Below are 14436 nucleotides of genomic sequence, written 5' to 3'. Positions count from 1 at the left end.
CATGAGGTTTGATTCCAAACAAAAAAGGATGCTTTAAAACATCCTTTTTGCACCTAAATAGCGGGTAGCGAAATAAGGGGCTTGTAAATCAGAGATAGTGACCCTTTCCCCCACCGCATTTATGAATTTGTTGTCTTTGATATAAATGCCAACATGTGATGCACCTGGTTCATAGGTTTGGAAAAAGAGAAGGTCTCCTGCTTGTAAATGGTTGGTGTCAATCGGTATACCCAGAGCAAATTGTTCGCTTGTAGTTCGAGGAACAATAACGCCTTCTTTTGCAAAAACATATTGAACCAAACCAGAGCAATCGAATGTGTCAGGTCCCGTTGCGCCCCACACGTACGGTTTTCCAAGATGTTTGTACGCTTCATTTAAAATTCGATTGGCTAACGCATCGTTATGCGTCAGATTTTGAGGAGGTGTTTGAACTGGTTGTGGGTGAATCATTTGATTTAATGGTGGTGTAAATGAAACGAAGTCTTTCGGAATAAAAATATATTTTCCTTGGGTTTTTACTTTGTACGTTGCGTTTTCAAATCCATCTATTTCGATTTCATTTCCATCAAGAATGCCATACCCTTCCTCTGCACTGCCTAGCATATATCCTTTAGTGGAAACAGGCGTTTCATTATAGTTTTCATCAAAGGAAGGATTGTATACCCATCCCTCCACTCCTTGTGTTGTTCTCACTTTTATCCATTTTCCTTGTGCATCCATTCCTTTGATTCGGTAAACCGTTTCCCCTTTATTCAAGTTCTCAATGGTATTCCCAAATAAAGATGGCGTATTCTTTAAGGAAGCCCCATCTGCATTGACTCGAAGAGATTGTTCTTCCTGCTTGATGGTCTTTAGGATATTGTTTTTTTCTACTTGATAGTTGTTGTCATTAACGGTGATGGTATAAGCGGTTTCCGTCTCTTTTTGAATGGACACCTTTTGATTCATCTTATATTGCATCACCACATTTCCAGCTTTATCTTTTACAGCAAAATCACTGGTTGCTACCCCTACATCTGCTTGTGCATAGACCGTTGTTCCCGTTAATAAACCAAATGTAAGCAACATTCCGATTGGGAGTTTCTTAAACTCTTTCATATGTCCTCCTTAGTTATTTAATATTAAGATATAAACTTTCCTGAACCCCGACGGCTCCCTGGTTTTTTAACCGACGGAAACTGCTTACCCCTGAATAGAGATACAGGTGTTGGGTATATAACGAGTTCGGAACTTGGTGGGTTTTATCTTCATTTCCTTGAATACCGTCAAAACTTAACGCAAAGCTACAGGGTAGTGCTTCTAACCATGACCAAAACTGTTCGTAGTCAATGGTTTCAAAGTACATGCCTTTTGTACCGAAATAGGGAGGGTCAGCATACACAAAATCTCCTGATTGTAAGTTGAACTCCTGGTATTCTTGATGAATAAATTCGACTTGCTCAATTTTCTTTGACCAGTCCAAAATAATAGAAGCAAGGGTATCAGGATGAATCCCTTTTCTTGTGAAGTGAAAAGAGCTATTAAACTCTCCCTTTTGATTAAAACGGATTAGCCCGTTAATACACGTACGAGTTAAAAACAAAAAATCATCGGGCTGATGCTCTTGATTGAACTCTTTTCGGACTTGATAATAATAATCTTGTCCGATGGATTGAAGAGATTCCCATTTTGTTCGGTAGGAATCGATTAGGGCCTCAGGTGTTTGTTGAATGGAACGGTAGATGTCAATGAGGGGTTTGCACTTGTCGCTGGCTACATATCGTTTTACTTGTTTATCCGAGTGAAGAAGTTCAAATAAGACAGAGGCACTTCCTAAGAATGGTTCATAATAGGTGTTTATTTCGGAAGGAAAATGACGAATAATTTCTTTTGCTTGGCTTTTTTTACTCCCACTCCATTTCACGGAATTATAAGACAACTAATCGGATGCTCCTTTCTTAAGCTAATGTAAAAGGACTACATTTCGTAGTCCCTAAAGATGGAATGGATTTGTGAGTGTTTCCTTTGTAATCACGTAGGATTTAATGTCCGACTGCTTGGGTAACTCAAACATCAACTCATTCATTTTTCTTTCGATAACGCCACGTAATCCTCTGGCTCCGACCTTTTTCTTAAAGGCTTCTTCCACAATGTATTCAATGGCACTTTGGTGAAAGGTGAGTTTGACACCATCCATTCTAAATAAGGCTTGGTATTGTTTGATGATGGAGTTTTTCGGTTTAACTAAAATTTGTGAAAGGTCTTCTTTGGTAAGAGGGTTAAGCGTGGCAATAACGGGAATTCTACCTACAAACTCTGGAATAAAGCCGAACTCAATGATGTCTTGTTGGCTGATTTCCTTGTCGTACTCAACTGTGGGTTCTATTTTGTGGATAGTGGATTGAAAACCAATGTTCATTGATTTTTGTGGTGTTAACCGATTTTTAACGAGGTCTTGGATGCCAACAAATGCTCCACCACATACAAACAAAATGTTTTTTGTTTGTAGAAGAACCTTTCGTTTCGACATCATTGATTCTCCCAAACCAATGGTTACTTCACTATCCTCAATCATTTTTAAGAGGGCTTGTTGTACACCTTCACCCGAAATGTCTTTTGTGCTCTTCCTACCATCTTTCGTTTGATTCGCTAATTTATCAATTTCATCAATATAAACGATGCCTTTTTGCGCTCGTTCGATATCGTTATTTGCTTTTTTCAAAAGTTTTTCTAAAATGGATTCCACGTCTTCTCCCACATATCCCGCTTCAGTTAAGGATGTGGCATCTACGATGACGAGTGGTACATTTAGAATTTTGGCGAGTGTCTGCATGAGATAGGTTTTTCCTGAACCTGTTTCGCCAAGCATCATGACATTCGTTTTTTGTATGTCTACTTTTGATTTGGAATGAATCCGTTTATAGTGGTTGTATACCGCAACCGAAAGAATTTTTTTCGCATCTTCCTGTCCAATCACATATTTATCTAATTGTTCTTTAATCTGGTGCGGTTTTAAAACGGCATTCGGTTGTAGGATGATATCTTCTGTACTTTCATCAAAGGTTTCTAAAGAAGCCAACGCACATTCTCTGCAGATAGTTGCCTCGACTCCTTCAAGAATCTCTACATTGGTATTTTCTGTTCTTCCACAAAAGGAACAGTGTTTAGGCAAACGTATCACTCCCTCCCTATCAAAATTAAGGTCCAAAACCTTTTATTTGATTTCTATTTTCACGATTAATCATCTGCTTCTATAAAATAAATACTATATAATATAAATATTATACTTTGACTATAGTATTATTGGCGATTATAATTATAACAGCATTAGTTCAGACCGTAAAGGTAGAGAGTGTGTGGATGAAGGAGCAATAATACGGGGGTTAGTCGAGAAGGATATCTTCCATATTGTACTGTTCTTTTAGTATTCTTTTTACTTTATCTAAGATACTCTTTTCCATTTTACTAACATTGGCTTGCGACATCCCGATATGATTTGCAATTTCTTTTTGTGTTTGAATGTCACATCCATTTAAGCCATAACGGTTTATAATAATATATTTTTCTTTTGTTGTAAGATGGTCTAATGCTAGTGTTAGGAACTTAACATCATCGGCAACCATCACATCTTCTTCTAAGGAATTCTCGTCATTATCTTGGGTACTTACGGTCTCTTCAAGGGAGAGATTGTTCCCGTTTTTGTCGATAGACAGGACGGTATTCAGTGATACATTGTTTCGCATATGACCTTTTTCTTTTCGGAGGAAAAATAAAATTTCATTTCGTATGCAATTAATCGAGTAAGTGGAGAATTTAACGTTTCGTTCTGTATCGAAGGCGTTCAAGGCTTTGGCGTATCCCACCATAGCAATGCTCACCAATTCATCATAAGAAACACCAGAGTTTTGAAACATCTTGACTACATAAAAAACCAGTGAGTAGTTTTCTTCTGCAATTTGATTTTTTTCTTCATTTGTAAGTAACAACGGTAGGTTTCACTCCTTTCAGGGCTTATGTATCAACTTTAGATTAAAGTGTAGATTTGTTCAATTTGTTTTATTGTCAATATGTTTTCAACCATTGACAAGCCCTATATTAAGTCAATAAAAAAAGGCAGGAGTTTAACCTGCCTTCTTCATCGTTTGGTGTACTTCATTTATCACCATTTCTACCGCTTCTTTGTTTAAATAATTTCCCAACTTCGTTTGGAGTTTGTCACTTAAAAAAATCCTGATTGATAGAGCATAATTATGGATTTAACCTGGTTAAACTGGAATTTATCTTTCAAGGAATGAAACACCACTCCATTGAGATAGGCTTCATAGTTCTTTTTAATCCAGCCATATAAGGAATAAAAGGCATCATAATGTTCGTTATTCTCAATCAAATCCGCTTCAAAAACAATGTAGCCTTTATACAAAACACCCTTGCCCTTCCCCAAGTAAATTTGAGCAAGTTGGTCTTCTGTAAGAAGGTTGTACTCACCGTTTTCACTCTTTTCCCCGTACTCCAAATCCATTGCTGTGTGATGAAAAATATCCAGTTCATCGATAACAATGTGAGAAATGTGCTTAAAGTACACGCATTTTTTCCCTAAAAAATTAACGTTCTTCATAAGTAAACATCCTTCCTGTGCTATGTAAATAAATTCACCTGTTTTTGTTTGTGTTCTTACATTATAGGTATTTTGTTTTGTCTTTATAATTCGTTTTTATTTTATTGACTATAAGTAATATAGGTGATATATTTACCGTATAAAAGACTACATAACTTAACAGAAGGAGGTATTGATTATGAAGAAAAAAGTCATCGCTTTATCATTGTTTGCCATGATGTTGACGACAGCAGGTTGTTCTACAGCCACACCATCCTCTTCATCTTCACCACAAGCTACAACGGCACAAAATCAGCCTACCGATACCAATAAAAAAATCAGCAATAAATTGGATTTTAATACTCTATTTCCTAATGCTGACGAGAAAAGTTATGCTCAAAAGTTTATCGGTACTCAAGCTCCTGATTTCACATTAAAAAGTCTAGACGGTCAGGGTGTTCAATTAAGTAAGTTAAAAGGACAAAACGTTGTGCTGGAATTTGCCCTAACCAATTGTCCCGCTTGTATTGAAACCTTTCCTCAAGTTGAAGTGTTCAAGGCAAGCCGACCAGATGTAAAGGTGTTCACCATTTTCCCGAACGAAACCAAACAACAAGCCGAACTCTTTTTCAAGCAAAATCATTATAAACGGGACGGTCAGATTCTCGCAGGTGAAGGTATGACAACCGTTGCTATGAATTACAACATCACCTTTACCCCGACTTTTCTTTTTGTTGATAAAGAAGGCTACATTCAATTTATACATGTAGGAAGCGCAGATAGCCAAGTGTTAAGCAGTATGGCAGACTTAGCTTTCCATACAAACGGAAATAGTCCAGCCACCATAAAAAAATAAACATTTAAAATGGATATAGGAGTCCTATTATGAGCCTTATCAACTGGATAAAAAGCCTATTTGGTTCAGAACCAAATGTGCAGACAAGCCACACAGAGCAAGCCCATAAGGAACAAAAGCTAGCACACCAACCAAAGCCTCACCCTTCCTCACGGGAGCATGTGGCGACAAAGCATGCGACTCCTACTACTCCGATTCCATCATCAAAAAATGAGAATCGGAGTAGTGACCATTTCTTGCAGATGACGATGATAAATAATCTCAACAATAGTATTTTAGATTCTGTAGACGATGCACCTACTAAGAATGAAAGTCCAACTATTCGACAGTTGGTAATAAACAAAGAAGACATGTGATTCACATGTCTTTTTTTTTGTTTCTATTCAGTTTCTTGTTTATCGTAGAAAATCCATCTGACGGATAAAATGGTTAATGATTTGTTTGCTTTCTTTTTGTAAGGTTTCCATGGTTTCAGAGGTGACTTGAGACATCGGTAAAGGTATATAATTTTTGTCGGGCATTCTCTTCATGAGGTATGCCTTGCTTCCCGATACACTATCAGGAAAAACATCGATAAAAGAAATGACAACGGTATTCTCCATCTTTACCGTTTTTTGAACACCCACAAAAAGGTTTTCGGAGACCATCAAGAATAAAGGTGGTTGCCCCATTTTTGCGTGCGATAAATAATCCATCAAAACGGTTTCTACATATACAGGAGGAAGTAAGTGGATACCATAATCCTCCTCTTTCATCGTTTTATTTAATTGATAACATTCATAGTAGGATGCATTTTTGTGCTTAGAAATTAAATAATAAATACCTGCTACTTCACCTATATAATCTACCTGCATGTCCCTGGTCGTTTTATTTAAAACATCTTTGATTCCTTTTGTCATACGAAAAACATCTGCATCTTGTTGTTGAAGAAACAACTGCAGTTCTTCTTTAGAGACCTGTTCTACTTGATTTTCACGTACTCGTTGAATCAATTCCTGTGCATAATAATGGGGAACTCGCTCTTTTAAGAGTTCCACAAACGCTTGGTCTACTCTTTTAAAAAAAGATAAATTGATAAGCGTGCTTTCATAGACGTACATGCAAACATAAATATCTTCTTTTCCTCTCGTAATTTTGGCTACTTTTTTTTCAATGGAACTGTTCAACATTTCCTCTCCTTTTTTATCATTGATTTTGTTAATTATACACTATAATCAATTAAATAAATTTATAAATTAAAAACAAAAAGAACCGATACTTTTTATCAGTTCCGTTTTGCGTGCTAAATGAAAAATGCGATTCCAAAAATCGTAAGGTGCGCCAACAAGAAACACGGTGCAAATGGCATAATCCCAACCGTTTTTCTAAATAGACATTTAATAATGATGTACATCATACCGTAGGTGCATGATAATGCCACGAATAATGGCGTAATAAAAAATCCTAAATAAAACCCAATTACAGCCATCGCTTTTATGTCTCCGCCCATTTGATGCATTTTTATCATAGCGGGAATGAGCAGAATAAAGAATCCGAATAGAGCACCTGTGATATTTGAGATTGAAAATCCGATAAATGGTATCAATATTAAACGTAGGACGAAAAATACTATATTGACTTTATCAGGGATTTTTAAGGCTTTAATATCCGTATACGAAGCAATCGCTAAAAAAAGAGTCAGTATGGCAACCACATAATAGTTGCCATACAGACTGTGAATATTTTTTATCATCGTATGGATGCTATCTGTAAACAATACGACTCACACTCCTAACAATTAACTCAGTTTCTCCATCTTTTGGTGTTCCATTGAAACTCACAGTAAAATCGGAATTGCTTCTGGAATCATAAAAGACTTTCTGAATACCTGGAAGCGTATCGAAAAGCTTGTCTGTTTTTACACGTAAAATCATTTCACTTCTCAACAAAAGTTGGTTTCCTCCATGTGTGCTTACACCCAAGCCCCAATTATCATTTGCACCACCGTATTCTACATACGTATTAATTAATCCACGAGTGGTGATGTTACTTCCAACTGGAATACTAGAGTAGACCAAATTTTCATAACTTGAGACAATGGCGGATTCATCAAAAACAAATTCTTCTGCTCTTAATTTATGGGTATCCACTCCCTGATGAAGAGCCGACACGCCTGCCGTATCCATGACGGATTGTACTTCATTTAGAATCCATATTTGTTTTAAAATATCCACGGATGCTGTCACAATCAAAGCGCAAATAAGCACACCAACGACATAAAATATACTAATAGCACCTTTTTTATCGGTAAGAGATTGTTTGATTTTCTTCATGGTTACTCTCCTGAGAAATCACTATATCGGTACTTAAATTCTGAATTCACCGTTCTAGTCGAAGTAGTAGAGTTAGAAAGAAGTCCAGGAATAAAGTTACTTAATAGAGACCATTTATAATTGACCTTAATTTGGGTAACAATGTCACCGCCGTAATCGACTGTTACATCAGAACCAAGGTTTGCTCCATTTATCGTCACTTGATAGTCACCCGCTTTTATCCCTGCTTTTTTAAAATTGTCAGCGACTTTTGTGGCGACTTCTGAGGAAGTTAAGTACGCTCTATCTGCACCAGGAAATCCATAAGGTGCGGAAGATGTGATACCTCCTTGTAGCATGGCGGTTCTGGCAACGAACGAATTCGTTTGCGAGATAACGGAAAACTTCCATCCAATAATGGCGATGTCTGTCATAAAACTTAACGCTACGAGAAACATGAACATCCCGATTACAATTTCAATTGCCATCGTACCTTTTTTGTTCTTTTTTAAGTTTTTTAATCGGTTGAGTCTTGTCATGTAACTTTTCTTCACCACCTTACATGCAATTTTTAAGAATTTTAGAAAAGGGAGATACGAATATCTCCCTTGTTCTTTTTCTGCTTATTAAGCTTATTGAACTTGCAATCCGTTTACTTGACCTGTTGCTCTTGTCAAAAAGTCCATAATGGCATTTCGGAATACGAAAAGCACAGTGGCGATAACAAGTACTACTGAAATCCAAACGATGATTTCAATGTTGGATGCACCCGCCTCCCCTGTCATCACAAACTTTGCTCGATTGAATAGATTTTTCATCTGCCAATTCCTCCTTTATAAAATTTTTATGGTTTTAGATTATTACTATAAATTATATTTTATTTATATAGTTTATAGTCAACACAGACTTCATGATTCTATTATAATGTGCGGATTTTTACTGGAAAAGCGTTTTTGTGTTTAACCGTGTTTGATTCTTAACCCATTGAGGATAATGAAGTCATGGAAGATACGGTTGGTAAACCGAAGACTAAGAGGTTACAAAGTAAGAGGGGACCTTGAATGGCGATACCCATCATTTGGCGTTTTCCAATTTTAATTGCAATCATATCCAACTGCATTTCTCTAATCTTATCCGCCTGGGCAGAAAAACTTTCTCTTGCATCTCCACCTTGTTCGAGGGTTAATTTGACAAGAGCGACAAACTCTCTCACTTCAAAGAGGTCAACTTCTTTTTTCAGTGTATCTAAAGCTTCTTCAACGCTATTTACATCTGATTCGACCACGAAGTTTTGCAGAATCGGTCTCCATTCTTCCCCGACATATTTGATGCTTTCTTCTACCGCCTTCGAAAAAGGTACATTTGCAGATAAGTACCCTTCCGTAATGCGAATAAAATCAGGAAAATCGGAAATCAGCTTTTCTTTTCTGTTTTTAACAGAGTTTTTTAACAGAAAATCCATACCAAACACTAACGCAACAAACCAAACCAATGCCATCAACGTAGAAGCATTATACAGTAGCAACGCAAGGATGATACCGAGAGCTTTTAACGTAAGGTTCAACGCACGGTATTGCATAGGTGTAAACTTCTTATCCCATTTTGCCATTTTTAATTTGATTGCGATTTTCTCTAGATTAGCAGGACGAAGATGAGGCAGAATATGACGAATGACGGGTTTTGTTACCTTATCAATAATCTCTGACATATCCGCATCTTCTTTTTTTCCGTTGAAATGAAGTTGTTTTAGTCTTCTTTTATGGACATTGTAGTTTTCCATTGAAAAGAAAAACATCAATGCGCTTCTAGCTAAAAAGAACAACGTAACAAGCACGATGACACTGTAGACCAGTTGCACGATTCACTACCTCCCTTTCTATTCAAGTGGCGCACCTATTTTAGCGTTAACAAACCAGATAGAACCCATTAATACCGCTGAAATTACTGCCGTACCAATCCTACCTGTAGAGGTTTGCGTCATAAAAGAAACATAGGTGTCATTGGTCATGATTTGATAGATAGCGAACATTGGAATGGAACCTAACATAATGTAGGCTTCTCTGACAGGACCTGCCAGTTCTTTTTTCATAGAGGCTTTTGCTTTTCTGTTTTCCTCAAATTGTGAATACGCTTGAGTTAACAGCTTCTTGCGAATTTCATCTGTACCCAAAGAGGAGGCAATTTTATAATAGTCGGCTAAACGAGCCATATACTTATTACCTGTTCTCCGTGCCATGTTATCCATAGCCTCACCTACAGGAACCCCTACTTGGATTTCCAACACCGTTTGCTTAATTTCGGAATACATCGGTTCTTCACCTACGAATTCATCCAGTGTTAGTTTAAGAGATTTACTAAAATCTCTTGTTGTTTCATACCGTTTGATAACCATCTGCATGAACGGACCTATCTGGCGTTCCATCATCTTAACCCGCTTGTTTTTTAAGAAGGTAATGACCTGTCTTGGCAACATATATCCAATTACCAGGAACATGATGGCTAAAAGAGGGTTATTCATGATAATCCCAACTAAGATAGCAACACCTATTGCCGAACCAATTGACATCATGAGATACTCTGCATAAGATAAATGATATCCAGCTTGCAAACAAAGTGTTTCAATTGCATATCGCTTGGAGAATTTAACTTTTTGCTCGGAGAATCGTTCCAATGATTTCTTTAATACATTCTCACGAAGAATATTTTTCGACTGTTGTTTTCGTCTATCTATTACGCTGTCAGATTTCCCATTCATATTGCGTATCAGGATGGTTATCAGCATCAGAACAATAAAGATGACTACATATAATCCCATTTGCTCACCTGCCTTTACTCAATAGTTTTTGTTTATGAGATTATAGATATATCCTCGCATTTCATTCCAGATATATTATAATCAACCCTTAGTTGAATATAGCATATAGTCAAAAAGCAAGGAATAAAAAAAATGCTTTATGCGGTTTTGGCTAATTCTTCGGGTTTTTCCATCCATTTCTCCAACTCTTCAAGTGGAATACCACGTCGTAACATTTTATCCACTTTATCTTGTGAAATTTTTCCTTCTAACACAAAATCTTTTTCTAAAGTCGTATCGGAAAATGGTCTTGATATCCACACGTTTGTTCGTAAAGTCATAATTAACTTCACAAATGCTGGTTATTTTCCGTCCAACACCTGGGATGTTATCCTGGATAGCTACATAGTCTACTGCAGAACCAATGATACGCTCTACAACGTCGATACCAAGTGTAGGCATTGCCATCAGGTATTTGGTTACAAGGCGGTTAACGATATTCCACGGATTTCCTCCATGCATGGTGAAAATCGTGCTGTGTCCAGTCTCCATGCCTTCAACGGCGGCTTCTGCCTCTTCTCCCCGCACTTCTCCAACCACGATATATTTGGGTTTCAAACGAAGTGCCGTAATGATTAATTTGCCTAACGGAACCGCTTGGGCTTTATCATCACTTTTAACAGATACCAACTCCAACGTATGGTCATTTTTCGGAAATAACTCCTGTGTATCTTCACATACAAGCATCCGTTTATTGGCTTTCGTGACGTAATGGTCAAGTAAAGCACGAATCGTTGTGGTTTTACCTGAACCTGTAAGACCAGCATAGATGATGTTGCATTCCCCTACAATCAACATGCCAAGAAAATCGGAAATTTGCTCAGTTAACACATTCCAACCAATGAGTTGTTCTCTGGTAATGTGGTCTTCTGCGTGTTTACGCAGGGTTAAGGAATAATCTCGTGGCGATACACTAGGAGATGTGGCGCAACCCCTGTCTTGATAGAGTTCAAAGTCCACAATCTTCTTATCACCCAGGTTGATTTCCTTACCTGCTTCCCGCATAAATCGTTCCAGTGTGTCTTTAAAATGTTTCGGGCTTCTGAATGTTTTTTGATATTTGACGTTCGTTCCACCCTTTTCTACGTAGATAGTTTTCCAGTCAATGACGTAAATATCCGAAATTTCAGGGTCGGCAAAGGCGTTTTCCAAAACCGAATAACCTGCAAATTCACCAACCATTTCCTCAAGAAAATCGTTTGTTTTTTCACCGTCATACCCGCGTACTCGAATGTTTTTGCTGAATATAATCTCAGTAAGTAATTGTCGGTAAGTTGATTTTTTTCTTCGTAAATATTCTTTGTCTTTGATAACAATTTCATCTTTTTTAGAAGAAGTTTGTTGATTCACTTCCATTGCTGTTCCTAGCTTTTCTTTTAACTCTCCTTGAATAATTTCAATTGCTTCATCGTAATCAAGTAACGCTCCGTTATCTTGTTTTTGCCGATTCACTTGCGCAATTTGTTTTCTAAAGGAATGAAAATCATTCTCCACTATTTGTCTCCTCCTCTTTTATCGTAATTTTTTTACCGTGAAAAGAATTTGCCTTTTCGCTTTTTGTCATCTTTCGAAGCTAGGTATTCTTCTTCGATTTCTTTAAAATTCTTGATGGGCCAGATTTGGTTGGCGACTTTTAAAATCTCGTATCTCGCTTTTAACGTGTATTTTTTATCGTCCAATACAACAGGCGTTCCCTCGTATAAACGATTTAAGAACACTGTTTTTGGAAGCATTGGCACTCTGGCTTCTAATTTAAAATCAGAGTCATCTAAATGGTCAGCCGTAAAAATAAGTTCCTCAATATCCGAACCCGAAGCCAATGATTCTTTCGGGTCGTTTACAATGTCCTCGTTCAATACATATTTCACTTTGTCGGCAATGCCCATCTCTTTTAGAATGCTTTTATACCTAGCGTTATTACGAACGTTGTTAAAGTCCAGATTGAGCACATAGTAGCAACTTTTTGCCATTTGAAGTAAAGGGAAGGTTGTAATGTGGGTTAAGGAAGAGTTGGAATCCACCACGACGATATCGTATTCTTTGGCAATGGAATCAAGAAGATAAATATAGTAGTAAGGTTTGATGCTTTCAATTTGCTCAAAGGTAAGCTGTGAACCAACTAAAGCTTCGAGGTTTTTCACTCGATAGAAAGGCTTAAAACAACTTTTAATAAATGTGTTTACTTCTTCGGTTTGTTCCAGTGTGCCAACAAAATTACCGTTCTCGTTTACAATGGTTGAGATTTTTTCCATTACGGCTTTGAGGTTCTTTTTATCATCTTCAATTTGTAGAAGTGTACCAACGGATAGATTTTGTAAGTCAGCTTCGATTAGAGCTACTCTTGGTTTTTTACCATCCTTGTTTTCTACACCAAAGTTAGCAATGGCAGTGGCTACATTTGTTGAAAGAAAGCTTTTACCTGTACCAGGCTTAATGGAGGAAACCACATGTAAATTTTTATAGATATCTTCATCCTCTTCGTTCTCTTTTTCTTGAGGAATCTCAATTTCAATCAAGGATTCCTTATTTGCTTTGGATGTGGATTCTTTAACCCGTTTGGTAAGATACGACATGCTCTCGGCATCTTTTGGGTTGTCTAATATGTTTCTAAGCATTTGGACACTAATACTCTTCTCATGTATAATGTCATAAATTCCTGCCATAACGAGTACACCAAGTGCATTCACTTTCGGTTCATCCCGTAAATCAACATGTCCAGCCAGATAGATTATGCGGAGATTTGGAAATTTCATGCCCAATTGAAGCATGATTTGAAGCAAGGATTCATGTCCTGATAGACCTTCGCTCAACAGCAAAATATCAGGAGAAAAATATTCACAGGCTTCCACTACTTCATTTTTGTACTCTACCGCATTAACGACCTCATACCCTTCAAATTTTGCAATCGTTTCATCAATTATTTTTTGTCCTGTTGCTACTAACACTTTTTTCATTAGAAGTGAAAACACGCCATTCACATCGAAATAAACGCAAACAGCGTGTTTTCATTGCACCTCCCTGCCTTTTATTTTTGGTACTGGTTATTATCTACGATAGTTGCTCTTCCTGTTTCAGCACTTGCTTTATCTGCAAATACTTTGCTGTAATCACCCAAGACAAAGCCTAATGTTTCATAAGATTGGTTGTCGTCAAAACGCCCAACCATGCTTACTTTTCCGCCATTTTCTCTTACTTGGATTTCTTCTGCTTGGTCTAAAGAAACAGCCAACGTAACAATGCCGATTTTGTTGTTAGAGCTAGAAGTATCAATTTTTTGACTTGAAGCGTTAGCTCCCGCAATTTCAGCTTTGGATTTGGTGGAGTGGTCAACATATTTGTACCCATCATCGGTTGCTACGTTATATACGTAAACGTTTTGTAGGAAGACTTTTGAGTACTTAAATGGTGTTTGTTGTCCACCAATATTTTTGGTTCCTTCGCCCGTAAATACGAGGTCAACCTTGTCTCCTCGTTTGATGTTACCAGCGAAGCTATCTACGTAAGTGACAGGGATGGATATTTTTCGTAATTTAGACATATCCATGCTGGCAAATGGGTCTGTTTGGTCTTTTCGCACCAATTCTTGCTTGTACACATATTGACCCTTATAAGCGTTTGAATTCAGGTATTTCCCCACAATATCTTTGGGATTAACAGCAAAATTCGTAGATACCGCTTTAGATGGAATTGAGACGGCTGATAAATCCGCTTGGGTTACTTGCGTATTTACCCCAATGTCTTTATTAAAGACATAGACCTGCTTGGGTTGAACTTCATTTTGCGTATAGTTATAAAAAGCGAGGGAGAAGCCTGCAACAATCGCTAATTGCATCCCTAAAATAATGGCTCTTTTTTTCTTCAA

General features: G+C 37.3%; 17 protein-coding genes. 2 read left to right on the top strand and 15 right to left on the bottom strand.

From position 1 onward, the window contains the following. Positions 1-33: 33 nt before the first annotated feature. The 5 genes from PP175_RS27505 to PP175_RS27485 all read right to left on the bottom strand — a co-directional run bounded on the left by PP175_RS27505 (position 34) and on the right by PP175_RS27485 (position 4594). Entirely contained in the window at positions 34-1098 is a 1065-nt protein-coding gene (locus tag PP175_RS27505; RefSeq protein WP_272443398.1) for a C40 family peptidase, read from the bottom strand. Between the two features lie 13 nt (positions 1099-1111). Next, the gene (locus PP175_RS27500; RefSeq protein ID WP_272443397.1) at positions 1112-1918 is read right to left on the bottom strand and encodes a DNA adenine methylase; all 807 of its coding nucleotides are present in this window, start codon (positions 1916-1918) and stop codon (positions 1112-1114) included. A gap of 54 nt (positions 1919-1972) precedes the next feature. After that, complete coding sequence (gene clpX / locus PP175_RS27495) at positions 1973-3151, bottom strand: ATP-dependent Clp protease ATP-binding subunit ClpX (RefSeq protein ID WP_442870499.1); 1179 nt, start codon at positions 3149-3151, stop codon at positions 1973-1975. A gap of 211 nt (positions 3152-3362) precedes the next feature. Next, positions 3363-3965, bottom strand: coding sequence for a sigma-70 family RNA polymerase sigma factor (locus PP175_RS27490; RefSeq protein ID WP_272443395.1), 603 nt, complete (start codon positions 3963-3965; stop codon positions 3363-3365). Between the two features lie 233 nt (positions 3966-4198). Then, positions 4199-4594, bottom strand: coding sequence for a hypothetical protein (locus PP175_RS27485; RefSeq protein ID WP_272443394.1), 396 nt, complete (start codon positions 4592-4594; stop codon positions 4199-4201). A 178-nt stretch (positions 4595-4772) separates the two neighbouring features. Between PP175_RS27485 and PP175_RS27480 the strand changes: the two genes are divergently transcribed. Both PP175_RS27480 and PP175_RS27475 read left to right on the top strand, forming a co-directional pair. Next, complete coding sequence (locus PP175_RS27480; RefSeq protein WP_272443393.1) at positions 4773-5429, top strand: TlpA family protein disulfide reductase; 657 nt, start codon at positions 4773-4775, stop codon at positions 5427-5429. Positions 5430-5458: 29 nt separating this feature from the next. Then, positions 5459-5785, top strand: a complete 327-nt coding sequence (locus tag PP175_RS27475) for a hypothetical protein (RefSeq protein ID WP_272443392.1) — start codon at positions 5459-5461, stop codon at positions 5783-5785. Between the two features lie 39 nt (positions 5786-5824). On the opposite strand, the gene PP175_RS27470 is transcribed toward PP175_RS27475, so the two are convergent. From PP175_RS27470 to cpaB, 10 genes are all read right to left on the bottom strand, one after another. Beyond that, a complete protein-coding gene (locus PP175_RS27470; RefSeq protein ID WP_272443391.1) occupies positions 5825-6598 on the bottom strand; it encodes a hypothetical protein in 774 nt (257 codons plus the stop codon). A 113-nt stretch (positions 6599-6711) separates the two neighbouring features. Beyond that, a complete protein-coding gene (locus PP175_RS27465; protein WP_272443390.1) occupies positions 6712-7185 on the bottom strand; it encodes a prepilin peptidase in 474 nt (157 codons plus the stop codon). After that, a complete protein-coding gene (locus PP175_RS27460; RefSeq protein ID WP_272443389.1) occupies positions 7172-7741 on the bottom strand; it encodes a hypothetical protein in 570 nt (189 codons plus the stop codon). Before PP175_RS27460 ends, PP175_RS27465 begins: the two co-directional genes overlap by 14 nt. Positions 7742-7743: 2 nt before the next feature. Continuing rightward, the gene (locus tag PP175_RS27455; RefSeq protein WP_272443388.1) at positions 7744-8259 is read right to left on the bottom strand and encodes a hypothetical protein; all 516 of its coding nucleotides are present in this window, start codon (positions 8257-8259) and stop codon (positions 7744-7746) included. 93 nt (positions 8260-8352) lie between these two features. After that, positions 8353-8538: a hypothetical protein gene (locus PP175_RS27450; protein WP_272443387.1), complete on the bottom strand. Its 186-nt coding sequence runs from the start codon at positions 8536-8538 to the stop codon at positions 8353-8355. 158 nt (positions 8539-8696) lie between these two features. Then, a complete protein-coding gene (locus tag PP175_RS27445) occupies positions 8697-9515 on the bottom strand; it encodes a type II secretion system F family protein (RefSeq protein WP_272443386.1) in 819 nt (272 codons plus the stop codon). An 81-nt stretch (positions 9516-9596) separates the two neighbouring features. Then, positions 9597-10535: a type II secretion system F family protein gene (locus PP175_RS27440; RefSeq protein ID WP_272443385.1), complete on the bottom strand. Its 939-nt coding sequence runs from the start codon at positions 10533-10535 to the stop codon at positions 9597-9599. Between the two features lie 225 nt (positions 10536-10760). After that, positions 10761-12068, bottom strand: coding sequence for a TadA family conjugal transfer-associated ATPase (locus PP175_RS27435; protein WP_272443384.1), 1308 nt, complete (start codon positions 12066-12068; stop codon positions 10761-10763). A gap of 32 nt (positions 12069-12100) precedes the next feature. Continuing rightward, positions 12101-13528 (bottom strand): ATPase, encoded by a 1428-nt coding sequence (locus PP175_RS27430; RefSeq protein ID WP_272443383.1) that lies wholly within the window; start codon positions 13526-13528, stop codon positions 12101-12103. 71 nt (positions 13529-13599) lie between these two features. Then, positions 13600-14436, bottom strand: a complete 837-nt coding sequence (gene cpaB, locus PP175_RS27425; protein ID WP_272443382.1) for a Flp pilus assembly protein CpaB — start codon at positions 14434-14436, stop codon at positions 13600-13602.

Source organism: Aneurinibacillus sp. Ricciae_BoGa-3, from assembly GCF_028421645.1.
In the GTDB taxonomy this organism is placed as follows: domain Bacteria; phylum Bacillota; class Bacilli; order Aneurinibacillales; family Aneurinibacillaceae; genus Aneurinibacillus_B.
The sequence above is the reverse complement of the archived record's forward strand: the minus strand, read 5'-3'. Positions and strand labels throughout refer to the sequence as shown.

What these genes read in the sequence shown, in the direction of transcription:
- PP175_RS27505 (WP_272443398.1), bottom strand. Translation starts at nt 1,098, where the DNA reads ATGAAAGAGTTTAAGAAACTCCCAATCGGAATGTTGCTTACATTTGGT.
- PP175_RS27485 (WP_272443394.1), bottom strand. Translation starts at nt 4,594, where the DNA reads ATGAAGAACGTTAATTTTTTAGGGAAAAAATGCGTGTACTTTAAGCAC.
- PP175_RS27480 (WP_272443393.1), top strand. Translation starts at nt 4,773, where the DNA reads ATGAAGAAAAAAGTCATCGCTTTATCATTGTTTGCCATGATGTTGACG.
- PP175_RS27475 (WP_272443392.1), top strand. Translation starts at nt 5,459, where the DNA reads ATGAGCCTTATCAACTGGATAAAAAGCCTATTTGGTTCAGAACCAAAT.
- PP175_RS27470 (WP_272443391.1), bottom strand. Translation starts at nt 6,598, where the DNA reads ATGTTGAACAGTTCCATTGAAAAAAAAGTAGCCAAAATTACGAGAGGA.
- PP175_RS27460 (WP_272443389.1), bottom strand. Translation starts at nt 7,741, where the DNA reads ATGAAGAAAATCAAACAATCTCTTACCGATAAAAAAGGTGCTATTAGT.
- PP175_RS27455 (WP_272443388.1), bottom strand. Translation starts at nt 8,259, where the DNA reads ATGACAAGACTCAACCGATTAAAAAACTTAAAAAAGAACAAAAAAGGT.
- PP175_RS27450 (WP_272443387.1), bottom strand. Translation starts at nt 8,538, where the DNA reads ATGAAAAATCTATTCAATCGAGCAAAGTTTGTGATGACAGGGGAGGCG.
- PP175_RS27445 (WP_272443386.1), bottom strand. Translation starts at nt 9,515, where the DNA reads ATGTTTTTCTTTTCAATGGAAAACTACAATGTCCATAAAAGAAGACTA.
- PP175_RS27440 (WP_272443385.1), bottom strand. Translation starts at nt 10,535, where the DNA reads ATGGGATTATATGTAGTCATCTTTATTGTTCTGATGCTGATAACCATC.
- PP175_RS27430 (WP_272443383.1), bottom strand. Translation starts at nt 13,528, where the DNA reads ATGAAAAAAGTGTTAGTAGCAACAGGACAAAAAATAATTGATGAAACG.